General features: G+C 57.8%; 21 protein-coding genes and 1 pseudogene. 8 read left to right on the top strand and 14 right to left on the bottom strand.

Going from position 1 to position 23,153, the window contains the following annotated elements; translation table 11 throughout:
• From SNL23_RS02080 to SNL23_RS02065, 4 genes are all read right to left on the bottom strand, one after another.
• A complete protein-coding gene (locus SNL23_RS02080) occupies positions 1–1,725 on the bottom strand; it encodes an ATP-dependent nuclease (protein ID WP_318301481.1) in 1,725 nt (574 codons plus the stop codon).
• A gap of 423 nt (positions 1,726–2,148) precedes the next feature.
• On the bottom strand, positions 2,149–2,478 hold the full coding sequence (locus SNL23_RS02075; protein WP_318301480.1) for a DUF6124 family protein: 330 nt from the start codon (positions 2,476–2,478) through the stop codon (positions 2,149–2,151).
• 358 nt (positions 2,479–2,836) lie between these two features.
• Entirely contained in the window at positions 2,837–4,063 is a 1,227-nt protein-coding gene (locus SNL23_RS02070; protein ID WP_318301479.1) for an MFS transporter, read from the bottom strand.
• A gap of 328 nt (positions 4,064–4,391) precedes the next feature.
• A complete protein-coding gene (locus tag SNL23_RS02065) occupies positions 4,392–5,255 on the bottom strand; it encodes a LysR family transcriptional regulator (RefSeq protein WP_318301478.1) in 864 nt (287 codons plus the stop codon).
• Positions 5,256–5,367: 112 nt separating this feature from the next.
• Between SNL23_RS02065 and SNL23_RS02060 the strand changes: the two genes are divergently transcribed.
• A complete protein-coding gene (locus tag SNL23_RS02060; RefSeq protein WP_318301477.1) occupies positions 5,368–5,976 on the top strand; it encodes a LysE family translocator in 609 nt (202 codons plus the stop codon).
• Positions 5,977–5,993: 17 nt separating this feature from the next.
• Here the strand turns inward: SNL23_RS02060 and SNL23_RS02055 are convergent, their stop codons facing one another.
• Positions 5,994–6,575: a helix-turn-helix domain-containing protein gene (locus SNL23_RS02055; protein WP_076016939.1), complete on the bottom strand. Its 582-nt coding sequence runs from the start codon at positions 6,573–6,575 to the stop codon at positions 5,994–5,996.
• A 156-nt stretch (positions 6,576–6,731) separates the two neighbouring features.
• Between SNL23_RS02055 and SNL23_RS02050 the strand changes: the two genes are divergently transcribed.
• Complete coding sequence (locus SNL23_RS02050; RefSeq protein ID WP_167663255.1) at positions 6,732–7,625, top strand: DMT family transporter; 894 nt, start codon at positions 6,732–6,734, stop codon at positions 7,623–7,625.
• Positions 7,626–7,991: 366 nt separating this feature from the next.
• Positions 7,992–8,855 (top strand): sensor domain-containing diguanylate cyclase, encoded by an 864-nt coding sequence (locus SNL23_RS02045; protein ID WP_076016947.1) that lies wholly within the window; start codon positions 7,992–7,994, stop codon positions 8,853–8,855.
• Positions 8,856–8,930: 75 nt separating this feature from the next.
• Here the strand turns inward: SNL23_RS02045 and SNL23_RS02040 are convergent, their stop codons facing one another.
• Entirely contained in the window at positions 8,931–11,108 is a 2,178-nt protein-coding gene (locus SNL23_RS02040; RefSeq protein ID WP_318301476.1) for a TonB-dependent siderophore receptor, read from the bottom strand.
• A 188-nt stretch (positions 11,109–11,296) separates the two neighbouring features.
• Here SNL23_RS02040 and SNL23_RS02035 point away from each other — a divergent pair, with 188 nt between their 5' ends.
• A complete protein-coding gene (locus SNL23_RS02035; protein WP_318301475.1) occupies positions 11,297–11,737 on the top strand; it encodes a GNAT family N-acetyltransferase in 441 nt (146 codons plus the stop codon).
• Between the two features lie 60 nt (positions 11,738–11,797).
• On the opposite strand, the gene SNL23_RS02030 is transcribed toward SNL23_RS02035, so the two are convergent.
• The 5 genes from SNL23_RS02030 to SNL23_RS02010 form a co-directional block, all read right to left on the bottom strand.
• Positions 11,798–13,333 (bottom strand): sensor domain-containing diguanylate cyclase, encoded by a 1,536-nt coding sequence (locus tag SNL23_RS02030; RefSeq protein ID WP_318301474.1) that lies wholly within the window; start codon positions 13,331–13,333, stop codon positions 11,798–11,800.
• A gap of 222 nt (positions 13,334–13,555) precedes the next feature.
• A complete protein-coding gene (locus tag SNL23_RS02025; protein WP_318301473.1) occupies positions 13,556–14,119 on the bottom strand; it encodes an ATP-binding protein in 564 nt (187 codons plus the stop codon).
• A 28-nt stretch (positions 14,120–14,147) separates the two neighbouring features.
• Positions 14,148–14,774 carry a LysE family translocator gene (locus SNL23_RS02020; RefSeq protein ID WP_318301472.1) on the bottom strand — a complete coding sequence of 209 codons (627 nt, stop codon included), beginning with the start codon at positions 14,772–14,774 and terminating at the stop codon, positions 14,148–14,150.
• A 130-nt stretch (positions 14,775–14,904) separates the two neighbouring features.
• The gene (locus SNL23_RS02015; protein WP_318301471.1) at positions 14,905–15,420 is read right to left on the bottom strand and encodes an SUKH-4 family immunity protein; all 516 of its coding nucleotides are present in this window, start codon (positions 15,418–15,420) and stop codon (positions 14,905–14,907) included.
• A gap of 5 nt (positions 15,421–15,425) precedes the next feature.
• On the bottom strand, positions 15,426–16,052 hold the full coding sequence (locus tag SNL23_RS02010) for a glutathione S-transferase family protein (protein ID WP_318301470.1): 627 nt from the start codon (positions 16,050–16,052) through the stop codon (positions 15,426–15,428).
• A gap of 145 nt (positions 16,053–16,197) precedes the next feature.
• On the opposite strand from SNL23_RS02010, the gene SNL23_RS02005 reads away from it, so the two are divergent.
• Together SNL23_RS02005 and SNL23_RS02000 are read left to right on the top strand one after the other, a co-directional pair.
• On the top strand, positions 16,198–16,359 hold the full coding sequence (locus SNL23_RS02005) for a DUF2986 domain-containing protein (RefSeq protein WP_076016953.1): 162 nt from the start codon (positions 16,198–16,200) through the stop codon (positions 16,357–16,359).
• 46 nt (positions 16,360–16,405) lie between these two features.
• Complete coding sequence (locus SNL23_RS02000) at positions 16,406–16,951, top strand: hypothetical protein (RefSeq protein ID WP_318301469.1); 546 nt, start codon at positions 16,406–16,408, stop codon at positions 16,949–16,951.
• Here SNL23_RS02000 and SNL23_RS01995 read toward each other — a convergent pair.
• Positions 16,948–17,846 (bottom strand): annotated as a pseudogene (locus SNL23_RS01995) (LysR family transcriptional regulator). The gene SNL23_RS02000 and the pseudogene SNL23_RS01995 overlap by 4 nt on opposite strands.
• 174 nt (positions 17,847–18,020) lie before the next feature.
• Between SNL23_RS01995 and SNL23_RS01990 the strand changes: the two are divergent.
• Complete coding sequence (locus tag SNL23_RS01990; protein ID WP_318301468.1) at positions 18,021–19,049, top strand: alpha/beta hydrolase; 1,029 nt, start codon at positions 18,021–18,023, stop codon at positions 19,047–19,049.
• A gap of 8 nt (positions 19,050–19,057) precedes the next feature.
• Complete coding sequence (locus SNL23_RS01985) at positions 19,058–20,251, top strand: MFS transporter (protein ID WP_318301467.1); 1,194 nt, start codon at positions 19,058–19,060, stop codon at positions 20,249–20,251.
• A 34-nt stretch (positions 20,252–20,285) separates the two neighbouring features.
• Here the strand turns inward: SNL23_RS01985 and SNL23_RS01980 are convergent, their stop codons facing one another.
• Both SNL23_RS01980 and SNL23_RS01975 read right to left on the bottom strand, forming a co-directional pair.
• The gene (locus SNL23_RS01980; RefSeq protein WP_318301466.1) at positions 20,286–21,851 is read right to left on the bottom strand and encodes a DHA2 family efflux MFS transporter permease subunit; all 1,566 of its coding nucleotides are present in this window, start codon (positions 21,849–21,851) and stop codon (positions 20,286–20,288) included.
• Complete coding sequence (locus SNL23_RS01975) at positions 21,848–22,957, bottom strand: HlyD family secretion protein (RefSeq protein ID WP_318301465.1); 1,110 nt, start codon at positions 22,955–22,957, stop codon at positions 21,848–21,850. The genes SNL23_RS01980 and SNL23_RS01975 overlap by 4 nt, the downstream gene beginning before the upstream one ends.
• Positions 22,958–23,153: the final 196 nt, after the last annotated feature.

Here is a 23,153-nt window from a genome sequence, read left to right as displayed (position 1 = left end):
CTAGGCCTCAGCCAATGATTTCGCATGTAGTAGCGGTTTCGCCAAAAAGCCATCTTTGATTAGAGGAAGACTAACCGAAATCTGAGCCAGCAACTCCCTCATGCGGATAGCTTTCTTACCCTGTAAGTACTTGATTGCACTTGTGACGTCTAAAGTTCGTTTCTTCAGCTTTTTACACACATAAGCAACCACTTCGGACTCCATCTCCCCGGCCAAGTCATGCTCAAGATCGACGCGAGACAGATAGGCGCCTTTTGGGTTCGTCTCCTTTGAGGTCTTTTCCCAAGTGCCGTCGACCAGCAATGATTGAGTGGTCGTGCCGAGTGGAGCATGTGCCATAGCACTTAGACCTATCGCTGCGCGACAACGATTAATTCCAGCCAAATGACGCAGCGGAACTTTTTTTACTTTTATATCCGAGACGTCATTATCTGTTCTCATTACCCATGGTATCTCCATGGCGTCTAAAATCTTTACATAAACGCTAAATTGAATTCCATCGACAGACAAAATGGAAATATTATAGAAATCCAAGTCGATGGATAGGTGCTTTGCAAGCTCACTAAAAAATAAAATTTCTGAAGGTCCCTCTACAAGCAGAACACATTTAGCAAAAAAGGCTTCGGCAGGTAAAATGCTCATTCTATACCCTAAGTGATCCCATGCTTTGCTGATGCAGTTACTGCAACCATTGCTTGCCGCTCTGGCTCTTCCGCTGGTTATCTTGAGGTGGACAATTGAAGAGGGTATATAGCGAGCCGTAATCTGGGGTGAGTGACTAGTAATAAGCGTTTGGCCAGGCAGGTCATTAATTAAATAATCAGCCAGTTTTCTTTGCTGATGCGGATGAAGGTGTGCTTCAGGTTCCTCAACGCAGTAAAACACCACTTCGCTGTCCGGATCATGTTCGCGCTGGCTTTTAGCTTTCCACAAGGCCATCAATATCTGGTTGTTACGTCCGTCGCCGCCAAGCATTACTGATGCTCCAGATGTAGATGCACCCAAGCGAAGGCTATCAATAAATTGCTGCACCTGAATTGCACCGGAATCGAGCTTTACTTCGTACTCACTAAAGTCGTGAGCAAGCTTTTGTAGCTCCTCATTTACAGAATCTGTCGTTCCTTTTACGTAATGCAGGTTTCGGATTTTGTCGTTAATCGATTCTAGGGCTTTTCCAATTCTGGCCATCTGGCGATGATCGGACTTCGATTCGGTTTCACTACGACTTTCTAAGGATAGCTTTAAAAGCTGTCTCTTTTCCGTATTGATATATTTTTCTAGATCTCTTCGGGACTTCACGTATCTCAGATTTATATGCTTCAGATAATATCTTGAAGGGATTTCTACAAGCGAAGACCTTGTGGCACCAATTTTAACCTCATAAGTCAGGCTCCTCCTGTCAGCTGTATATTGAAGGACAAAGCACGAGTCATTTGTAATGTTTCCCTTCAGGCTCGCTAGCACAGCATCTTCTGTTACCTCGGAGAAATAAACCGTTATTGACAGCGTGTCCGAAATTTTTCCAACGCCTGAGATATGGAAATCAGACTCCATGGGCTCAATTTCGGCATCTGAAAGACTTTTGTCTAATAGCAAGCGCAAAGCATAAACTAGATTCGTTTTGCCAACATTGTTCGCACCAATAATCAGCGTGTTACGCTCAAGGTTGATTGTGGCATCCGCGAAATTTCGAAAGCCTTTTAAAACCACTTTGGTGATAAGCATTTTCTTCCTTGATTTTAGCTTTGCGTAAGATTTGGAGCTTCGGGCGGAACGGCTATGGTGTCAATAGGACATTAGTAACAGCGCCAGCTCTCGATGCTGAGCGGTAGGTGCTCACGGCTAGGAGGGGGTGCTGGGTGCGCAAGCCAGCGTGTATGGCACGCTCACACACGAAACGGCTCAGGATGCATTCACGACCGTGTTATCTGACGAGGTCCAATATCAGATCAAAATCTCCTTGAGTCACCGCGGCCTCCTAGACAGTTAATGACCGCTTCTGGCCGAAAGCCGGCATTCAGCATAGCCGGAGAAAAGCAGTGCCCTGGCACGTGTGCCGTCGCTGAGCCGCTGTAGATGCCTACAACGCCCCAGCGGCTAATCGATTGCGTGCACTGAACGGTAAGTGCTATTGGACTACGTCTGATTTCAGCTACACGGCACCTCCCGATCCATCAACTTGCCCATCAACAGCACCCCCAACTCACTGAGCTGGTGAATAGCCAACGCCACATTACGGTCTTTCCCGCTCAGCTCTTCCGACAGATCAAGCAGCAACGCGCTGACCGAGGCAAAGGTTTCATAGCTATTGGTAATCAGGCTTTCACTGCTGGCGTCAGCAGCCACACTGAACAGCGCACTCGATGGCGGGGCGGTTTTGGCGGAGGAGGGATTGAGATAGTGATCCAAGGCACGGTGCGCGGCTTGGTTGAGTTTCAAATCGGGAGATCCCGGAGGATTCGGCGTTACCTTGAACATATCAGTAGTTTTCCTGAGCTGGGCCGTCACCACATCGCTACTAAACGAAATGGGGTGGCGGCTGTACGCAGGTTAGTAGACCGGGGAAACTACAAAAGCCGGCGCGTCCGAAGACGCCCTGCGCACAGCCACCATCAAGCACAGACAAGAAGGTCTGATAGATGCTGCTTATGCACTTGCAGTTAACCTCGGGCTACTAAACCCGATCACTGAGTTTTCAGCGACCGGGCAACCTTAGAGACGCCCACCCAGGTGCACAAGCCGGCGGATTCTGACGCAACTGTAGGCAATGGAGCAAGGCGCCGTGCTCACTGCCTCAAGCCACGGGACTGAAATCCATCAGTCCCGTTTTTCTTTCTCAGGCCGGTTGCGCCGCCAGGCTATTACTCACCTTGCGCCCCAACACCAGCACCGTCACAAACCCGGCTCCCACCAACGCGGTCGCCAAACTCAACAGCACCGACGTCCCCATCTTGTCGACGATCTGCCCGCCAAAGAACGAGCCCACGGCAATGATCACCTGGAACAACGCGACGAACAGCGGCATGCCACGTTCCACATCCTTGGGCGCAACCACGAACATCCAGATACTCGCGCAGGCCGGGAAGGCGCCGAAGGCGAAGCCCCACAGTGCGATCAGCATTACGGCGCCGCTCATGCCGGTGGCGAAGTAGGGGAACAGGGCGGTGCTGGTGCCGATCATCAGGGCCACCAGCAACAAGGTGTGGCGCACGCTGCGGTTGGCGGCGAAGCCGGCGAAGACGTTGCCCATCACGCCGGCCACGCCGTAGAGCAGCAGCAGCGAGCCAATGGTCGGGCCGTCGAAGCCGGAGCTGTTTTTGAAGAACGGGGCGACGTAGGTGTACGCGGCAAAGTGCGCCAGGCCGATCAGCAGCACGGCGATCAACCCGACCCGGGCTTGTGGGTTGATGAACAGGGCCGGCAGGTCGCTGATGCGGATGGCTTTTTCCGGTTCGAGGCGGGGCAGCAGGAACATCTGCGCCAGCAGTACCGGGATGCCGACCAGCGCGGTGACGAGGAAGGTCATGCGCCAGCCCATCAGGCCGCTCAGCCAGGTGCCGACGGGCACGCCGAGGACGGTGGCCAGGGTCACGCCCATCATGATGATCGAGGTGGCCTTCGCTACGCCCACGCCCTTGGGCGCCAGGCGGCCGCTGAGGGCGATGGCCGTGGCCCAGAAGCCGCCGATGCTGATGCCCAGCAATACGCGGCCGAACAGCAGCAGGCTGAAGTCGCTGGCGTAGGCCACCACCATGTTGGCGATGATCATGATCAGGGTCAGGCCGATCAGCAGGTAGCGACGGTCCATGGTGCCAATACCGACCGAGAGCAGCGGGGCGGCGAGGGCGGCCATGATGCCGGGCAGGGTGACCATCAGGCCGGCGTGGCCGGCGCTGATGCCGAGGTCGGCGGCGACGTCGTTGAGTACGCCTACTGGTAGGAATTCGCTGGTGACCAGGGCGAAGGCGCCCACGGCAACCGAGAGAATCGCCAGCCACTGCTGCAGGACGGTTTGTTGATTATGTTCAGGGAGGCCGCTAGGGGCCCGGCTTGCGCTTGGCATGGTGTCGGGTTCCGGGAGGAAATTTCGCCTGAGGACAGACGGGAGGGAGAAAGTGGAGGCGATTATAGAAAGCGGGCTTCGCAAGCCCATAGGCGAGCAGTTCGATAGTAATCATCAGTCTCGTTGATAAGACGGCCTGAGTAGAGCGGTTGCTTCCGTGTAACCACCAGTGGTCCAGTGAGGGAGATAGTGGTCACAAGAAATGGGACTGCTGCGCAGTCCAACGGGAGCAAGCTCCCTCGCCACAGGTTGTTGGTTAACCCATAGGCGTTGGAAATCTCTCCCGATGCAATCCTGATCTAGGTGATGTCCCGGCGTGCTCTGTCCACTAAGGCTGAGCCCTGAGCGCCCTGATGATGAACGCATGCAGGCTGTTGACCGCCTTGGACCCGCGAGAGGCCCGGCTACGCAAAATCGAAACGTCCATGGGTTCAATGGCTGCCAAGCCGTGCTCCTCACCCAACACCTGAAGCGATGGCTGCACGGTGCACTGAGTGATAGCGGCAATCGCCAGGCCACCTTCGACGGCGGCCACCTGGCCGGCAAGGCTGGAGCTGTTGTAGACCACCTTGAACTCGCGCCCTTGCTGGGTCAGTGAATTCACCGCATACCGCCGCGCCAGGCTTGCACTTTCGTAGACGGCGATGGGGATCGGGTCTCGCCGCCACAGTTCGAACTGCGGTGAGCCGACCCAGACCATGGGTTCCTTGAACAGAAAGGTACCGCTCTGGGGCGAGTCCCTGGACACCAGCGCCAGGTCAAGGTCGCCGCTGCGCAACTGCGGGATCAGCGTGGTCGACTGTTCACAAGTCAGTTCGATTTCCACGCCTGCGTAGCGCGGCGAATAACGCTTGAGCAGCGGCGTGAGGTACCTGGCTGCGTAGTCTTCCGCGACGCCAAGGCGGATGCGCCCGGTCAGCTCTTCACCGTGGAACGCCGCCTGGGTTTCAGCGTGGAGGGCGAGCATGCGGCGGGCGTAGCCCAGCAGTGTCTGGCCGTCGGCGGTCAGTTGCAGGTGCCGGGGGCCTCGACTCAACAATTGCCGTCCAAGGGCAGCCTCGAGTTTTTTCATCTGCATGCTGACGGCGGACTGCGAGCGGTTGACCTCATGGGCGGCGCCCGACAAGGAGCCGGCATCCACCACGGCCACAAAGCATTTGAGCCAATCGAGTTGCAAGTCACTGGCCGGCATCGCGCTTACCTCTATTCGTTAATCGAATGGCTTTGACGTGAATTATGCGCTTTTCATGACTGTTTGTTCACCCGCAAGATTCTGGCCTGGCTCACACCTACTGGATCGGATCATGCCCTTTGATACCTGGCTGCTTTATCTGGCTACCTGCTTCGGCATCGCGGTGGTGCCGGGGCCCAATGCGTTGTTGGCGCTGACCCATGGCGCGCTTCACGGCAATCGGAAGACGCTGTTCACCATCACCGGTGGCGTGCTCGGTTTTGCCATCGTGCTGTCGCTTTGCGCGTTGGGGTTGGGTGCGCTGATCCAGGCGTCGGCCAGCTGGTTTTTTGCATTGAAGGTGGCCGGCGGGCTGTACCTGATCTGGTTGGGCTTCGGGCTGTGGCGGGCGGCACCGGTCAGCCTTGAGGCGACCGGCGCGACCAGCTCGCGGAGTTGGTCGCTGTTCCGCCAAGGGCTGGTATCGGCAATTTCAAACCCCAAGGCGTTGCTGCTTTTTACTGCGTTTATTCCACCCTTCCTGGATTCCCACCGCAGCATCATCGCGCAGACGCTCACCATCGCGCTTACCTACGCCGTGGTGGAGTTCATCGTTGAATACCTGGTGGCGAGCGCTGCGCACCGGGTCCGGCCTTGGCTGGCTCGAACCGGGCGCCGGTTCAATAAAGTCTGTGGCGGGTTCTTCGTACTGTTCGGGTTGGCCCTGCCGATCCATGCCTGAGGGCACATGCCCGCGCGTCAGGGGTGTTCGATCACCATCACCGCGGTGGTATCCGCTTCAAGCGCCTCAAACATATGGGGCGCATTCGCCAGGTAGCTGATGTAGTCGCCGGCGTATAGCAGCACGGGCTCATTGGCCGGGCCGATATTCGCGCTGCCGCTGCACAGCACCACGTGCTCGACGGTGCCGGCCGGGTGCGGCTGTGACAGGCGCACCTCACCAGGCTGGACCTTCAGCCGGTAGATATCGCGCCGCACCCCCGCCGGGCAATCGGCAAGCAGTGTCGCCGCATAGTTGGCGGTTTCGGCATAGGTGGTCATGCCTTCGTTGGCACGAATCACCCGCAGGTTTTGCTGGGGCTGTTCGAAGAACCGGGTGACTTGCAACCCCATCGCCATGGCCAGCGACCACAACGTTTCGATGCTGGGATTGCCAATGCCGGATTCCAGCTGGGACAAGGTCGACTTCGCCACGCTCGCGCGTTTCGCCAACTCGGTCAACGAGAGCCCGGCAGCCAGACGTTCGCGCTTGATAGACAGGGCCAGCAGATCAATTCGACTCGGATTGTTGCTGAACAGGTTGTTCGTTATGTCGTTCATTTGTTTTATAGATCATCCTAAAATGGGTTGACGCTCTGTTACACCTTGTTCAGTATAGTGGTCATTAGTTCATTATAAAGTTCGTATTGCCGAACCCTGGCCAGCAAACAGGTGGCTTAGGTTACGGCAATGCCTGCCGCAAGGAAGCAGTGTGTGATGAAGTCGCAAGCCCGTGGAACGCTCGAAATGATTTCGGCCATGGTGATCTCCGGCACGGTGGGCTGGTTTGTCATCATGTCGGGCCAGAGTCCCGAAGCCGTCGTGTTCTGGCGCTGCCTGTTTGGCGCCATGGCGATGCTGGTGGCGTGCCTGGCGCTCGGCGTACTGCGGCGTTCCCGGATCACTGCCCGGCAATTCATCCTGGTGTGCCTGGGCGGGGTGGCGTTGATTCTCAACTGGGTGTTGCTGTTCAGCGCTTACCGTTATTCCTCCATTGCCATCGCGACGGTGGTCTACCACATTCAGCCTTTCATGCTGGTTGGCCTGGGTGTGCTGTTCTTTGCTGAACGCCTGAATGCCGCCAAGGTAGGCTGGCTCCTGGTGGCCTTCGCCGGCCTGATGCTGATCGTGTCCGCCAAGGGCAGCGGCCAGGCCACCGGCGCCGATTACCTGCTGGGTGTTTGCCTGGCCCTGGCTTCGGCCTTCTTCTACGCCGTGGCCGCGGCGATCACCAAGCGACTCAAGGATTTGCCCGCGCATCTGATCGTGCTGATCCAGATGGTGGTGGGCGTCCTGGTGCTGGCGCCGATCGTGGATTTCTCCACGGTGGACGCGATCGATGGGGCCTGGACTTACCTGATCATCATTGGCGTGGTTCACACGGGGCTCATGTCGACCCTGCTGTACAGCGCCATTCAAAAAATTCCCACGGCATTGGTGGGGGCGCTTTCGTTCATCTATCCGATCGTTGCCATCGTGGTCGATTGGGTGGCCTTCGCCCATCCACTCGGCGTGCTGCAGGTGGTTGGCGCGGCCGCCATCCTGCTGGCGGCGGCCGGCATGAATTTCGGCTGGTCGCTGGGTAAGGCGAGACGCCAGGAAGTGACTTAGGGCCTGGCGCGACATCGCAGGCCGTCTGAACCATCGTTGAATCAAGGGAGTTGATCGTGACTGTGATCCTGTGTGGCCTGGTGACCTGAGCTGTTTGGCAGCCCCGGTACTTTGAATTTTCGGAGCAGATCAACATGACAAGGGATGCCAGGCTCGGGGGCGTGTTCCATCTTTATTACTACTCGCTGTGGGTGCTCTGGCGGGCGCTGTCCTACGACCTCGAAGGGTGGCGCAGCCTGCTGGTGGCGACGCACTTGGTTCAACAACATTGCCTTGGGCTATTTTGCGGGCCGCTATGATTCCTTTTTGCCATCCTTGATGATCGGGCTATGATCGGAACCATATGAACCAGACGCGCCATGACTTATGCCCGTTGACCTGCAAGCCCTCTATCCCAAACTTATCCACCTGATGCTGGATACGGTATTTGTGGTCGACAGTGACAACCTGATTGTCTTTGTGAGTGATGCCTGCAAAGCGCTGCTCGGTTACCGCGCCAGCGAACTGATCGGCACCCCGATCACCGACTACATGCACCCCGAGGACCTCGCGCGCACCCGGGCCTCGATTGTGCGGGTCATGAACGGCAAGCCCCACGTCGACTTCCGCAACCGTTACATCCGCAAGGATGGCAGCGTGGTGCACATACTGTGGGCAGCGTTCTGGTCTGAAGACGAAGGCGCGCGGATTGGTGTCGCGCGGGACATTACGGCCCTTACACAAGCTGAAGAAGAGCTACGTTTCCTCGCCCATCATGACCCGCTGACAGCCCTCAACAACCGGTCGCTGTTCAATGACCGACTGGACGCGGCCTTGCAAGCGGCCCAGCGACACGACAGTAAGCTGGCGCTGTTGTTTCTGGACGTCAATCACTTCAAGTGCATCAACGATGTGCATGGCCATGCCGTGGGCGATCGCGTGCTCTGCGTGATTGCACGGCGGCTGGAAGGCTGTGTGCGTGGCAGCGACCTGGTGGCACGAATGGGCGGCGACGAGTTCACGGTGTTGCTGACGGACATCCAGTCGGAGGACGCCGTTTCCGGAAAAGTCGCGCAGATACTCGCGGTCATGGCCGAGCCGCTGAGCGCTGAGTTTGGTGCGGTGAAAATGCCGTCCTGCAGTATTGGCGTGGCGTTTTATCCGGCGGACGGGAAAGACGCCGACACGCTGCTCAGCCATGCGGATGGGGAGATGTACCGGGTAAAAAGGGATCGGTTTGCAGGTGAGTGATCAGCCATGCTGATAACAGATTCGATGTAGGGCCAGAATTCCCCACGATACGGCGCGTCCCTGCGCCAGTGCCATTTAGAAGCTGTACTTCGCGGTCACCATCATGTTGCGTGGGCTGCCGTAGGTATCGCCGCCATAGCTCACAGACTTGGAGATGGACGAGTAGTAGTTACGGTCGAAGATGTTGTTGGCGTTGAGCTGCAGGTCCAGATGTTGGTTGACCCTGTAGCCGGCCATCAGGTCGGTGACCGCATACGCGCCTTGCTTGAGCCGGTAGGTGCTGCCGTCAGCCAGCGGGACGTCGTTGTACAGGCGGCTCTGCCAGGAGATGTTGCCGCCCACCCGCAGTTTTTCCAGTGGGCCCTGGAAATGGTAGTTGGTGGTCAGCTTGAACAGGTGCTCCGGGGTGTCGGTGTCGAAGCGCTGGTTCTCGTTCTGCGGCTTGGCGGCGTCCTTGAGGGTGACCACGTGGGCGTAGGTATAACCACCGCCGACCTGCCAGTTCTCGGTCAATGCGCCTTGCAGTTCGAAGTCGATCCCCTGGCTGCGAATCTCGCCGGAGGCCACCGCGCAGGAAGCTTGTGGGCAGTTGTCTACGACGACATCGACGGCGCGGTTTTCCTGGTCGACGCGGAACAGGGCCACGCTCGCATTCAGCGCACCTCCCAAGTACTCGCCCTTGATGCCGACCTCGTAGTTTTTACCGACGATGGGTTTGACCGGGGTACCGGAGGTGTCCTTTTCGCTCTGCGGCGTGAAGATGTCGCTGTAGCTGACGTAGACCGAGTGATGGTCGTCCAGGTCGTAGATCAGGCCGGCGTAGCGTGTGAGGTTGCGGGTGACCTTGTAGTCGCCGTCGCCACCGCGGTTGTCGTAGTCGTACCAGTCCAGGCGGCCTCCGAGGATCAGCTTCAGCGGGTCGGCCAGGCTCAGGCGGCTGGTGACGTAGAAACCGTCCTGGGTGGTAACTTCATGGTCGTTGCCGGTGTGCACAAAGTCCGGTTTGCCCGCGTTGAGTGGCCAGTTCAAGTCGTAGGGCGAGTAGTTGTGGGTGGTCAGGTCGTAGATGCGCTTGCTGGCGCCCACCACCAGTTCATGGGTGCGCCCGAACGCTTCGAAGGGGCCGCTGGCAAAGGCGTCCACGCCGGCCTGGTTTTCGTCGTAGGAGGACTGGTAGACCGTCCGCGCCAGTGTGTTGTTTACCCAGCGTGATTGGTAAGAACCGGAAAACAGCCCGTTCTGTTCGGCGTAGTTGGCGTTGACCTGAAGCTTCCAGTCGTTGGCTAGCTGGTGACGGACTTCGGCGAAGATCGTGTTTATCTCCTGGTCCTTGTTCTCCCAATCCGTGCCGGGGTTGTAGGAGCGCGACAGGTTCAGGTGATGGCCATCGAGGCCGATCATCGAGGAACCCCAGAAGTAATTGGTCTTGTCCTTCTGGTGCGAGAAACCGAGGGTCAGGGTGGTGTCTTCGCTCAAGTCGGCTTCGGTGACGGCGTAGAACAGGCCGTGGTCTTCCGCTGCCTTGTCCACGAAGCTGTTGGCGTCGCGGTATGACGTGACGACCCGGCCGCGCAGGGTGCCACTGTCATTGAGCGGGCTGGACGCGTCGAGCTCGCCACGGTAGTTGTCCCAGCTGCCGGCGGCGCCGGTGATCGTGACTTTCTGCTCGTCCAGGGGGCGCTTGCGGATCATGTTGATGGCTGCCGACGGGTTGCCGGCACCGGTCACCAGGCCGGTGGCACCGCGTACTACCTCCACCCGGTCGAACATCGCCAGGTTAGGCTGGGCGCCGATGGACACACCGTTGTAGCCGCTCGGAATGCCGTCGTACATCAGGTTGTCGATGTTGAACCCGCGCGCCGTGTAGCCCTGCCGACCGGGGCCGCTTGAGAAGTCGAGGAACAGCCCGGGCGTGGCCCTTACCACATCGTTGATGCTGGTCATGGCCTGGTCATCCATACGCTGGCGCGTGATCACGGTGACCGCCTGTGGTGTTTCACGCATGGTCAGCGGGAGTTTGGTTGCCGTCGACATGGCGCCCGTGGTGTAGGAGTTGGAGCCCTCGGTGACGCTGCCCGGTTGGGTACTGGTGATTTCAGTGGCGCCCAGTTCCAGGGTCGATGGCGCGGCGGTCTCCGGCGCGCTGCTGTTGTCATCGGCGAAGGCGGGTGCCAGGGTAGCCATGCAAATCGTCATGGCCAAAAGATCGCGAGAAGGGTTGAAATAACGCTGGGGGAGGGCGCGTGACGACATCGAAAACTCCTGTGTTGATAATAATTATGAGAATCATTATCAATAAATATGTCAGGATTTGTCACGCTGAAAAAGCTTGTTACGCACAAATGAGTGAATGGCGGGGGGCTCAACGCTGTTGACCTGCGCCGATTTGTTCGCCTTATTATGTGATGCATCGCCCTGTTCACTACCCAAAAGGCACCCGTATGGCGCTTAGATTAAGGCCTGCATGCATTACAGATCTTCCAGCGATCTACAGGGGAGAGCAGGACTACATCCGAAGCTGGGAGCCTGACCACGAAGACGCTTGGCGGCTGCAGCTGGAGCGGCACCTGACTCGATGGGTGGAAAACTTTGAGCGCCTGACGGTGGCGACCATTGAAGAGCAGGTCGCCGGCTATTGCTTGTGGACACCCGAGGAGGATTACGCGGAGCTATGCACCATCAACGTCAGCCAGGCGTACCGGCGAAAGGGGATCGGCCAGGCGTTGTTCTACGCGTATGCGGCCGCCGCAAGGCAGCAGGGTTTCACGTGTTTGAGGCTGAGCGTGCGGCCTGATAACCCGGCCCGGCAGCTGTATGAGCGAGCTGGTTTTATCTGCGTGGGGAATGATGCCAATGGCTATCTGCGATACGAACTGATCTGAGGAACTCTGTGCTGTTGATCTAAACGGATCTGCGGGACGTCGACCTGTAGCCGCGGCGCTTTATATTTTGAGGACTTCCCGCGACTGATGCTCCACACGGTTGCGCCCCAGTTTTTTTGCGCGATACAGAAGACTGTCGGCCTTTTCCAGCAAATCAATCGCTACCACTACGCCACGCAGGTGGTTGGAAGTGACATCCGCGCTGATGGTGACGATGCCTGCCGTACTGCCTCTGTGTTCAATTTTTGCAGCCTCTATGGCTGAACGCACTTCCTCGGCGATCTTTACCGCACCTGCAAGCTCCGTTTCTGGAAGCAGGATTACAAACTCTTCTCCTCCATACCGGGCAGCGAGGTCGGCTGGGCGGTTTATATTTTTACCTATTAACGCTGCGATTTGTTTCAAGCATTCGTCACCGAGAACATGGCCGTAATAGTCGTTGTACTGCTTGAACCAATCGATATCGATAAGTATGAGCGCTACGCTATTTCCAGTGCGGCATGCTCTCGCCCACTCTTGTGCCAGTGTCGCGTCGAAACACCTACGATTAGGCAACTCCGTAAGGCTGTCAGTCTTGGCAATATGTTCTAAATCACGATGCGCAAGGCGCAGCTCTTCTTCTGCCACTAACAAACGTTGAATTTGTCGGTAAAAGAGAAAACCCAGACTGGTCAGCACAACAATTATCAGCACCACCATAATCGATGCCTGGTAGACGTACGTCCGCCATGTTGCAAATACCGAGTCTAACGACAATCCTGCTGCGGCGACGATCGGAAGGCCCGGTATGCGGCTGTAGGCATAGACTCGTTCTACCCCGTCCACGACGGACGTCAGGCTGGCTGTCCCGTCGTTGCTGTTGATCAGATAGCGACTAAACAGCTCTCCCTTTGCAATATTAGTTGTCATGAGTGCGTCAATCATTGGTCGGCGGGCAAGCAAATCGCCGTTATTCAGTGCCAGCAATATCACCCCTTGTTTGTCTACGTCTAAACGCTCAAAGAAACTTTGAAAGTAGTCGACGGGCAACGTCGCCAACACCACGCCGCTGAAGCTGCCATCTGGGTATTGAGTACGGCGGCTGACGGGGATGATCATGTCGCCGGTGGTGCGGCTCAAAATGACCTGACCCACATGGATGGCCGAGCCAGGGTGGTTCTTGTGGTAGATAAAATAAGAACGATCGCTATTGTTCTTTGCGACCGTCGCTGACGAGAACGAATTGACTACCCAGTCGCCATTCTTGTCGAAAATGAATAATCCTTGAATTCCGTCGGTTGCCTCAACGTTACTGGCCATTATTTTGGATAAGCGAACTTTCTGTTCGTCGCCAAGTTTGTCATGTTCAACGCGCTCGGCAAGGTCGCTCAGAATGTTTTCAGCTTGACGCAAGGTATCTTGAGCCTGCTGCTCGGAAGCCCGAACAATGTTATGGACAGCAATTTTGGCGTTTGCCAATCGTTCGTCCGCCGATTGCTTTAGCTGCCAGGCAATTGCGGAAACCAGCATCACACAGACCAAGAGGATGAAAGCGATCAGGCCCACAGAAAGAGCTTTAGGTGTTAACCGACCAGACACGAGCGTTATGCTTTTCATGGACATCTTCATAGTGTTGGCATGCTGACCCTTACTGTGAGTTTTCCAAACTCATCAATACCAGATTGAGCGTACCTATAGCGATCAGAGTACCGAGTCAATATGGGCTTAATAAACTCAACATGCACGCTATGAATCTAAGCAGGATCAACGAGAACGGCAGCGGTTCTCGGTGGTTGAGTCCTAAAGCGCACATAACGAAGGCATGTTGAGAGCCGTGACTTAGTCTTCCTGGTTTCGGGCTGTTGAGATGCCTTGCGACAATCCATGAATGACATCCGCCGCCATTTCTTCGGTACTGTTCAACCCATCAACTCTGACAATCGGTATGGTCTGCTTCGACATCCAGCGCTCGTGCCACGCCCTGCTGCGTCCGGAAAAGCTCGGGTCGTCGTACTGTGATGCCCATGCCCGGAAGGCCACATGTATCTCATGCATATCGCCTCCGGGTGCGATCCGATTTCCGAAGTGCTCCTTTTCACGTGCTGCCAAGCGTTCAAGCCGAACGGGGGTAGGCGTTGCCACAAACACAATCAGGTCGGCGTCGTTGATCAGTGCATCTCCCCAACTCATACAAGAGCCGGTGAGCACCCAACCGTCATCACCGAAGCGTTGCTGAATCAGCGACACACGCTCATCGGGCGGGCGCTTGGTTGTAAAAGGAGGGTTGGTGGGCAGCCAATAGAAATCATCGACATCGAGATGGCGAAGGCTGAGCAAAGAGGCGAGGGTACGACCCAGCGTAGTCACGCCTGCACATGAGGCGCCTGTGATGTAGATCCGCAATGGTTTCCTCCGTGGGTATCCGCCGGCCCTAGCGCTGCTGAAAAGCTATTTTCAGCCCCAGCCCCATAAACAAAGTACCGATGATCTTTCCCTCCCAGCGGCGCAGCTTTGAAAGGCCCGTCATCCATCTGCTCAAAGGACGAATAGAGACCGAAATGAGCGTGGTGTACACCGCACTGAGCCCCGAAAAGATCAACCCCAGCACCGCGAATTGCGCCAGGGAAGAGCCCGATTCCGGATGGATGAATTGCGGCAGGAACGCCAGGAAGAAAATCGCGGTTTTCGGGTTAAGCACTTCGGCAACCACCGCCTGGAAATACGCCTGGGTCGAGGTAACTGTGGGCAGGTCTTTGCGCGTGGTCGCGCCAGGCTTGGCCATAAACGCGCGTATGCCCAGGTAGATCAGGTAACAGGCGCCGACGATTTTAACGACGTTAAATGCCACGGCCGAGGTCATCAGGATGGCGGAAAGGCCCAACGCCGCACACAACGTATGGATAAGGTCCCCCGAAGCCACGCCCAGCCCGGTGGCAATCCCGACCTTGCGGCCACCCTGGAGGGTGCGGGTGATCACCAGAAACACGGCAGGGCCGGGGATCAGGAAAAGGCCGATTACAACGGCTATGTACGTCAGGATGGGGGCCAGTTCGAACATCGTGCGTCATCTCAAGATTGGAAGCGTCCTACAGTTATCCTCATCCAGGGCGTTAAAGCAATCCAGGTGATCTGCCTGTTTTCAACCTTCCGGTTGTCGCTGGCACGGACTACTGGTGTGACTGCACCGGTCAACAAAGCTCTTCGCTGACCGCGTCGGCCCACATCGCCCCCGGCACTGCCGCTGCGGAGTCAACCCGCTTGATCTCAGCCAGGCAGCGTTCCAGCGTACTGTCACGCAGATGCTCCTGGAAGATGCACAGGCACTGCGCAAACAGCACCAAGGTGGAATTGATGAAAACGCGCGCGTTATCGAAATCATGGTTGAAGTAAACGACCTCGCGGCTTCGACGATCGATGGCCAAAACGTCTCCCGAGCCGTTTTGGCCAAGCGGGAAATAGTCCTCGCTAATTCCGTACACCATCAGCCGGTGGGCGATTTGCGATGGGCTGTAGGCTTCAAAACTCAAAAAGGGCGCGGCGTCGCGCGGCAGCCCCTGTTTGACGAGGAACTCCGCGTCTTGTGGGGCGAGGGAACAGACCTGGCCAGCCTCGTAGACAACAAATTCGTCTAGACACAGGTCCAGTTCCGGCGGGACGAGCGGCTGCGATGATATAAATCGTGCCTTGAAGTCAAACCCGGTCATGTTCTTCACTTCGCAAATGCATATTCACCACCCTGTGCCAGCGCCTTGCGATACGCCGGCCGTTCCTGAAAGCGTTGCACCCACGCCGCCACATTCGGGTACGCCTGCAACTTGCCCTGGGCCCTGGCGATTTCGCCGATGAAGCTCATCTGGATATCCGCGCCAGTCAATTCGTCACCCACCAGGTACGGCGTAAGCCCCAGTGCGTTGTCCAGATAACCCAGGTAGTTCGCGACCTCGGATTCGATGCGCGGATGCAAGGGGGCACCCGCATCACCCAAGCGGCCAACGTAGAGGTTGAGCATCAGCGGCAGCATGGCCGACCCTTCGGCGAAGTGCAGCCATTGCACGTATTCGTCATAGGTGGCCGTGGCAGGATCGGGTTGCAGGCGGCCGTGGCCGTGGCGGCGAATCAGGTAGTCGATGATGGCGCCGGACTCGATCACCACGTGGGGACCGTCTTGAATCACCGGTGATTTGCCCAAGGCATTGATGGCCTTGAGTTCCGGTGGCGCGAGGTTGGTTTTCGGGTCGCGCTGGTAGCGCTTGAGCTCGTAAGGCAGGCCGAGTTCTTCGAGCAGCCACAGGATGCGTTGCGAACGGGAGTTGTTGAGGTGGTGGACAATGATCATGGTGGCTCCGCTGGGCGAGAATAGGGGCGTATAGGGACAGACCGCTGTGGCGCTGTGGAGTGCCGTGAATTAAATGTGCTTCGAAGAATGCATGAAAGATGGATAATCACAGCGGTAGGCACTGATTACAAACCGGATAGAACACATGAATCGTCAAAAGAAACTACAGCAACTGTTCAAGGCTAAAGCCAAAAAGGCCAGCGCCAAATTAGCACCCGCACGCAAGGATAAGTACATCAGTAAAGCTGACCGGTTGAAACTGGCGACTGAATCCACTGATGAGTCAGTTGTTTCTTCTGAGAGCTGATCCAGAAGGCTTAAGCATCATCCGATAGGGAATCGACGGAAAAACCATGAACACTGCTCAACTTGCGATTCAGCACTACATACTCGCCAAGGACGGCAACCGTCCGCATTTGCTCAGCCGGGCGTTTGTTCCGGAGGCGACCCTGGACATGGTAGTGCGCACCGGTTCCATCTCGTTCCCGCCCCACGTTGAAGGGGTTGCTGGCATCGGCGACGTGCTGGTACGGCGATTCGGGCAGACCTTTGAAAACGTCTACACGTTTTGCCTGGGGCAGCCGCCTGAAGAGGGGGCCGACACCTATCTGTGCAAATGGCTGGTGGGGATGTCCGACAAAAACTCCGGCGAAGCCCGGGTGGGGTGTGGGGTGTATGAGTGGCAGTTCAGTGTTGAGTCGGGGCTTGTTGAAAAGCTCACCATCACTATCGAGCATATGAAAACCCTTCCAGCGGCGGATCTTGAGAGTGTCATGGAATGGGTATCAGGGCTGAATTACCCATGGTGCAGTCTGGAAGCCGCAGTGAGGACTGCGCCACAGAGTGTGGCGGTTAAAGAGGTCACCCAGTTTCTTACTGCTCAAATGCCTCGTTTCTAGTGGGGGGCATCGGCTCGTAGCGCATTCAGAACAAGCGTAAAGGCAGGTGTTGGCAAGCGACGGCTTGGGTAGTACAGGTGATAACCCGAGAACAACGGGCACCAGTCCTCCAGAACTTGTACCAGGCGGCCATTCTCGATATGCGGTGCAAATTCTTCTTCCGGCAGGTACGCGATGCCCAAGCCGTTAACGGCCGCAGCCGGTACATGTGCGCTGGTGTTGAGAATGACTTGGCCTGCGACTCGCACGTTGACCTTCCGGCCACGCTTTTCGAATTCCCAAACGGCCAGCCCGCCTAGCGTTGGATAGCGGATATCGATACATCGGTGGTTCACAAGATCCTGTGGCTTTTTTGGCACAGGATTACCGGCGAAATACGCTGGCGCCCCTACGACAGCCATCCGTACCTGCGGGCCGATAGGGATGGCGATCATATCTTTGTCAACGGTGTCGCCAAATCGGATGCCTGCATCGAAGCGGTCCGCAACGATGTCCCGGAAGCCATAGTTGATATCAAACTCAACCTTGATATCGGGGTATTCGAGGAGCAACGGCGTGAGCCGGGGAAGCAGTATTGTCCTCAGGACAAAATCACCACAGGTAATGCGCACCGTGCCTGCGGGCTTGTCCCGCAGCCGGTCAATGCATCCAGCTCGGCCTCGATTTCATCGAAGCGATGACCGATGGTTTGCATCAGGCGCTCACCCGCACTGGTCGGCGAAACGCTGCGGGTGGTGCGTGTCAGGAGTCGTATTTCCAGGCGCTTTTCAAGCCCGGACACAGCCTGGCTCAGCGCGGACTGTGTGACACCCAAGTGAGCCGCCGCCCGGGTAAAGCTGCCTGCCCTGGCGACCGTCACAAAGGCCAGAAGGTCATTCAGATTATGTCTTGGCATCGTAGGTCGCCTACCTTGATTGATTAGCCTTGCTTATAACTACAACAAGATTTCATTAGATTATCAAGCATGATGCACTCGCGGAGAATAGGGCAAGCCTCGTCTGATGTCGCAGGCGTGGTTCTTACCCCTTGCTGGTCCTGGCCGGCACCTATTCACCGATGGGAGCACCTCATGAGAAAACTGGTTGTCTTGCTTGGCCTTCTGATGGCGTCGCTCTGTGCACTGGGAGCAGACATGTCTGACGGAGCCGATAATTTCTACAAAAGTGAGAAGGTCACGATGCAGAAGGTGACCTTCAAAAATCAGTACCGGATTAACACCGTAGGGAATCTGTTCTTCCCAAAAGATTTGAAACCGGGCAGCCAAAACGCCGCGATCATCGTTGGCCATCCCATGGGCGCGGTCAAAGAGCAGAGTTCGAACCTGTATGCGCAGAAGCTGGCAGAGCAGGGTTTCGTGACCCTTGCCATTGATCTGTCGTTCTGGGGCGAAAGTGATGGCCTGCCGCGCAATGCGGTGTCGCCGGAAATCTATGCTGAAGACTTCAGTGCTGCCGTGGACTATCTGGGCACGCAGACGTTTGTTGATCGCAACCGGATTGGTGTCCTGGGCATCTGTGGCAGCGGCAGCTTCGTTATCAGCGCTGCAAAGATCGACCCGCGAATGAAGGCCATTGCCACGGTCAGCATGTACGACATGGGCGCAGCCAACCGAAACGGCTTGAAGCATTCCGTCACTGTCGAGCAGAGGAAGCAAGGCATTGCTGCGGCTGCCGAACAGCGTTATGCCGAGTTCACCGGCGGCGATACCCAGTACACCAGTGGGACAGTCCATGAACTGACGGACAAATCCAACGCGATTGAGCGCGAATTCTACGATTTCTACCGCACGCCACGCGGGGAGTTCACCCCCAAAGGCCAATCACCGCTGCTGACCACTCACCCGACGCTGACCAGCAACGTCAAGTTCATGAACTTTTATCCGTTCAACGATATCGAGACGATCTCGCCACGCCCGATGCTGTTCATCGCCGGTGAACAGGCTCACTCCCGTGAGTTCAGTGAAGAGGCTTATCAACTGGCTGGCCAACCCAAGGAGCTCGTGATCATTCCAGGTGCGGGCCATGTGGATCTCTACGACCGAGTCGACCTGATTCCTTTTGCCAAACTGACCTCGTTCTTCCAGACCAACCTGAAGTGACCGACCCAATGAGCAGCACCGTTTTGCCTACTCAAACAGCGAGCCGTCAGGTATGGGGAGCAGTCCTGGCGATGGCGCTGTGCGCCTTCGCCCTTGTGACTTCCGAGTTTCTGCCGGTGAGCTTGCTCACGCCGCTTGCGAACGATCTCGGGCTTACGGAGGGGCAGGCTGGGCAAGCGATTTCGATTTCCGGCCTCTTCGCGGTCATCACCAGCCTGTTCATCTCCAGCGTCATTCGCAGGCTTGACCGAAGGCCTGTTTTGCTTTTCCTGACGGCCTTGATGATCGCCTCCGGCGCGCTCGTTGCCTTTGCCCCGAACTACTCGACACTGATGGTGGGGCGCGCCATTTTGGGCATCGCGATCGGAGGAAGTTGGGCAATGTCGACCGCGGTCATGATGCGGATTGCACCTGAGCCTTTCGTGCCTAAAGCCATCGCGTTGATCCAGGGCGGTACCGCACTCGCCACGGCGGTCGCAGCGCCGATTGGCAGTTTTATGGGCGGGTTGATCGGCTGGCGAGGTGCATTTTTTTGCGTGGTTCCACTCGCGGCTCTGGCGCTGTGTTGGCAAGCCTTCACCCTGCCGAAAATGCCAGGTCAAGATGAGCCCGGCTCTGCCGTTGATGTCTTTCGGTTGTTGGGTCGCCTCAACGTCTCTCTGGGCATGGCGGCAGTGGCATTTTTGTTTATGGGGCAGTTCGCGCTATTCACCTATCTGCGCCCGTTCCTTGAGGCGGTGACCCGTGTTGATGTGTCGGGTTTATCCCTGCTGCTGCTGATCATCGGCATGGCCGGGTTGGCGGGTACGATGCTGATCGGTTCGTTGCTGAACCGCAGTCTTTATCGAGTGCTGATGCTGATTCCGCTGTTGATGTCGGGCATTGCCATGGCGTTGGTGGTCTACGGCAGTTCAATGCTGGCTACAGCCATTTTGCTGGGCGTGTGGGGGCTGGTTGCTACTTGCGCGCCCGTGGGTTGGTTCACTTGGTTATCGCGCACATTGCCCCAGGATGCCGAAGCCGGAGGCGGGCTGATGGTGGCTGTCATTCAGTTGGCGATCACCCTCGGCGCGACGGTTGGGGGCGTGTTGTATGACGGGGCTGGCTACCAGGCCACTTTCATCGTGAGTGGCGTGTTTCTTCTGTTGGCTTGTGTGCTTGCATTGCTCGTATCACGCACGGATACGCCACCGGCACGATGATGCGGCACCCCGCGTGGGGAGGGTGCCGTCATCTTCAATGCGCATCCGCCGTCGGCTGCTTCGGCGGTTGCACCTTGCGCATCAACGGCACCAGCAACACCGCGACAACAAAGCACACCATGATCATCAGGAACGCGTCGGCATAGGTCAGCGTCTGTGCCTCACGCCAGGTCAGCGCCCACAGCTGGTGCAGCGCAAACTGGCTCGCGTCCAGGCTGTTTTGCCCAAGCAACTGGGCGTTCCCTGAAAGCTGATCAAGCCAGACATTCATCGACTCGTTCCGGATGTTCAGGTGCTCGGCCAGGCGCAGGAAGTGCAGGTTGGTGCGGTCGTTGAGCACCGTGGCGCAGGCGGCGATGCCGATGGCGCCGCCGAGGTTGCGCATCAGGTTGAACAGCCCCGAGGCGAGTTTCAGGCGGTCGGGGGCCAGTGCGCCGAGGGTCAGGGTGACCACGGGCGGCACCGCCATTTGTTGGGCAAACCCGCGTATGGCTTGGGGCAGCATCAGCTCCTTGGCGCCCCAGTCGTGGGTGATGGGGGAGAAGTCCCACATCGACAGGGCGAACAGCGACAACCCGAACATCAAAATCCAGCGCAGGTCGAAGCGGTTGGCCAGCACCGCGTACACCGGGATCGCCAGCAACTGGAACACCCCCGTGGAAAACACGGCCAGGCCGATATCCAGCGAGCCGTACCCGCGCACCCGCCCAAGAAACAGCGGCGTGAGGTAGATGGTGGCGAAAATGCCGATGCCGGTGATGAACGAAAAGAGGCAGCCCAGGGCGAAGTTTCTATCCCGAAGCGCGCGCAGGTCGACAATCGGTTCCTTGATTTCCAGGCAGCGCCAGATAAACAGCCCGCCGCTGATGCCGGCTATCCAGGCGGTGGTCGAGATGGTGCTGTCGCTGAACCAGTTCCAGCGTGGGCCTTCTTCCAGGGTGTATTCCAGGCAGCCGAGAAACACCGCCATCAGCGCCATGCCGATATAGTCCGCGCCCTTGAGCAGCGACGGGTTGGGGCGGTCGACCTTGACCAGCATCGGTACCGCAAAGGTCACGAACAGGCCGGGCACCAGGTTGATGTAGAACAGCCAGTGCCAGGAGGAAATATCGGTGATCCAACCGCCCACGGCCGGGCCCAATGTGGGCGCAAGGGATGCGATGGCGCCGATGGTGGACGCGGCGATCACCCGTTGTTTGCCGTTGAAGTACATGAACGCGGTGGTGAACACCAACGGGATCATCGAGCCCCCTAGAAACCCCTGCAAGGCGCGAAACGCGATCATGCTCTGGATGTTCCAGGCCATCGCGCACAACAGGCTGGTCAAGGTAAACCCGGCCGCCGACGCCGCGAACAGCCAGCGCGTGCTCATCACCCGCGAGAGCCAGCCCGACATGGGGATTACGATGATTTCCGCGATCAGGTAAGCGGTCTGCACCCACGCCGTATCGTCCGCCCCGGCAGACAACCCGCCGCCGATGTCCTTGAGGGAGGCGGAGACGATCTGGATATCGATCAAGGCGATGAACATGCCCACGCACATGGTGGCGAAGGCCGCGACCTTTTGTGCGGTGCTGAGGGCGGGCCGCGGGCTGTTCATAGCCGGGCCTTGAGGGCGCTGGCCTGGTCCTCGAACGCTTCATCGGTGTTGACCTTCGCCATCACCGACAAGCCCGGGCGCAGGGCGCCGAAGTCGGCGTCGTTGCTGTCGAGCCGCACGCGCACCGGCACGCGCTGCACGATCTTGGTGAAGTTGCCGGTGGCGTTTTCTGGCGGCAATACACTGAATTGCGCCCCGGTGGCAGGGGCCAGGCTCTCGATATGCCCGTGGAATTCACGGTCGGGGAGGATGTCGGCGCGGATGCTCACGCTTTGCCCAACCTGCAGGCGGCCGAGTTGGTCTTCCTTGAAGTTGGCGTCCACCCACAATCCCTTCGCCGGCACCACCGAGATCAGTTGGCTGCCGGCCGCGGCGTAGGCGCCGACCCGGGCGCGGCGGTTGCCCACATAGCCGTCCACCGGGGCCCGAAGTTCTGTGTAGCTGATGTTCAACTGTGCCTGGTCGCGTTCGGCTTGGGCCTGTTGCAACGCGGCGCGGGCCTGGTCGCGCTGAGTTTCAATCACGTCGATTTGCCGGCGCGCCGCCATCAGCCCGGCTTGCGCTCGGGAGTGGTCGGCGCGGGCAGTCTTCCAGACGGCGCTGACCCGTTGCGCGCTTTCCACCGACACGGCCTGGCTGCGCACCAGGTTCTGGTAACGGGTCTGATCGTCGCTGGCCCGTTGCGCTTCGGCATCGGTGGCGTCGATCTGCGCCTTGGCCTGGTTGATCACCGCCAGTTGCAGTTGTTCGGTGGCGTCGAGGTTGGCGAGGGCGGCTTGTTGCGCTGCCACGGCGCCATCGGCTTTGGCCAGGGCGGTGCGGTAGTCACGAACATCAATACGGGCCAGCACGTCGCCGGCCCGTACGTACTGGTTGTCCTGCACGGCCACTTCGCTGATATAGCCCGGCACCTTGGCACTGATCACCGTTACGTCTGCGCCGACGTAGGCGTCGTCGGTGTCTTCGATAAACCGGCTGACCAGCCACCAGTGGCTGGCGTACCAGACGCCGCCCACCACAGCCAGGGTCAGCAGCCCCAGGCGCAGGGCCTGTTTGCGCCGGGATGGTTTTGTGGGTTCGGGCACAGCGCTGACTTGAGCGTCCATGGCGAAATGACCTCGTTGAGTTTGAGTGGCGAAACGGACGGCCCGTTGGCTTGTTACTGAATATTACATGCGTAATATGTCACGGTAGGTTTCATAATGAAAGTCACTCGATGGAAGTTATTGCCACGTCAGGCCAGCACGCAAATGCAAAAAAGCCCTGAGATTCAGGGCTTTTTCAGAGGAGGGTGTTTATTGG

Origin of the sequence: Pseudomonas sp. SED1 (assembly GCF_034044025.1) — a bacterium.
Lineage (GTDB): Bacteria > Pseudomonadota > Gammaproteobacteria > Pseudomonadales > Pseudomonadaceae > Aquipseudomonas.
Note: the sequence above shows the minus strand (reverse complement) of the source record. Positions and strands in the feature narration are given on the sequence as shown.

Coding starts and splice junctions, on each gene's coding strand:
- SNL23_RS02080 (WP_318301481.1), bottom strand. CDS start 1,725: ATGCTTATCACCAAAGTGGTTTTAAAAGGCTTTCGAAATTTCGCGGAT.
- SNL23_RS02075 (WP_318301480.1), bottom strand. CDS start 2,478: ATGTTCAAGGTAACGCCGAATCCTCCGGGATCTCCCGATTTGAAACTC.
- SNL23_RS02070 (WP_318301479.1), bottom strand. CDS start 4,063: ATGCCAAGCGCAAGCCGGGCCCCTAGCGGCCTCCCTGAACATAATCAA.
- SNL23_RS02065 (WP_318301478.1), bottom strand. CDS start 5,255: ATGCCGGCCAGTGACTTGCAACTCGATTGGCTCAAATGCTTTGTGGCC.
- SNL23_RS02060 (WP_318301477.1), top strand. CDS start 5,368: ATGCCCTTTGATACCTGGCTGCTTTATCTGGCTACCTGCTTCGGCATC.
- SNL23_RS02055 (WP_076016939.1), bottom strand. CDS start 6,575: ATGAACGACATAACGAACAACCTGTTCAGCAACAATCCGAGTCGAATT.
- SNL23_RS02050 (WP_167663255.1), top strand. CDS start 6,732: ATGAAGTCGCAAGCCCGTGGAACGCTCGAAATGATTTCGGCCATGGTG.
- SNL23_RS02045 (WP_076016947.1), top strand. CDS start 7,992: ATGCCCGTTGACCTGCAAGCCCTCTATCCCAAACTTATCCACCTGATG.
- SNL23_RS02040 (WP_318301476.1), bottom strand. CDS start 11,108: ATGTCGTCACGCGCCCTCCCCCAGCGTTATTTCAACCCTTCTCGCGAT.
- SNL23_RS02035 (WP_318301475.1), top strand. CDS start 11,297: ATGGCGCTTAGATTAAGGCCTGCATGCATTACAGATCTTCCAGCGATC.
- SNL23_RS02030 (WP_318301474.1), bottom strand. CDS start 13,333: ATGAAAAGCATAACGCTCGTGTCTGGTCGGTTAACACCTAAAGCTCTT.
- SNL23_RS02020 (WP_318301472.1), bottom strand. CDS start 14,774: ATGTTCGAACTGGCCCCCATCCTGACGTACATAGCCGTTGTAATCGGC.
- SNL23_RS02015 (WP_318301471.1), bottom strand. CDS start 15,420: ATGACCGGGTTTGACTTCAAGGCACGATTTATATCATCGCAGCCGCTC.
- SNL23_RS02010 (WP_318301470.1), bottom strand. CDS start 16,052: ATGATCATTGTCCACCACCTCAACAACTCCCGTTCGCAACGCATCCTG.
- SNL23_RS02005 (WP_076016953.1), top strand. CDS start 16,198: ATGAATCGTCAAAAGAAACTACAGCAACTGTTCAAGGCTAAAGCCAAA.
- SNL23_RS02000 (WP_318301469.1), top strand. CDS start 16,406: ATGAACACTGCTCAACTTGCGATTCAGCACTACATACTCGCCAAGGAC.
- SNL23_RS01990 (WP_318301468.1), top strand. CDS start 18,021: ATGAGAAAACTGGTTGTCTTGCTTGGCCTTCTGATGGCGTCGCTCTGT.
- SNL23_RS01985 (WP_318301467.1), top strand. CDS start 19,058: ATGAGCAGCACCGTTTTGCCTACTCAAACAGCGAGCCGTCAGGTATGG.
- SNL23_RS01980 (WP_318301466.1), bottom strand. CDS start 21,851: ATGAACAGCCCGCGGCCCGCCCTCAGCACCGCACAAAAGGTCGCGGCC.
- SNL23_RS01975 (WP_318301465.1), bottom strand. CDS start 22,957: ATGGACGCTCAAGTCAGCGCTGTGCCCGAACCCACAAAACCATCCCGG.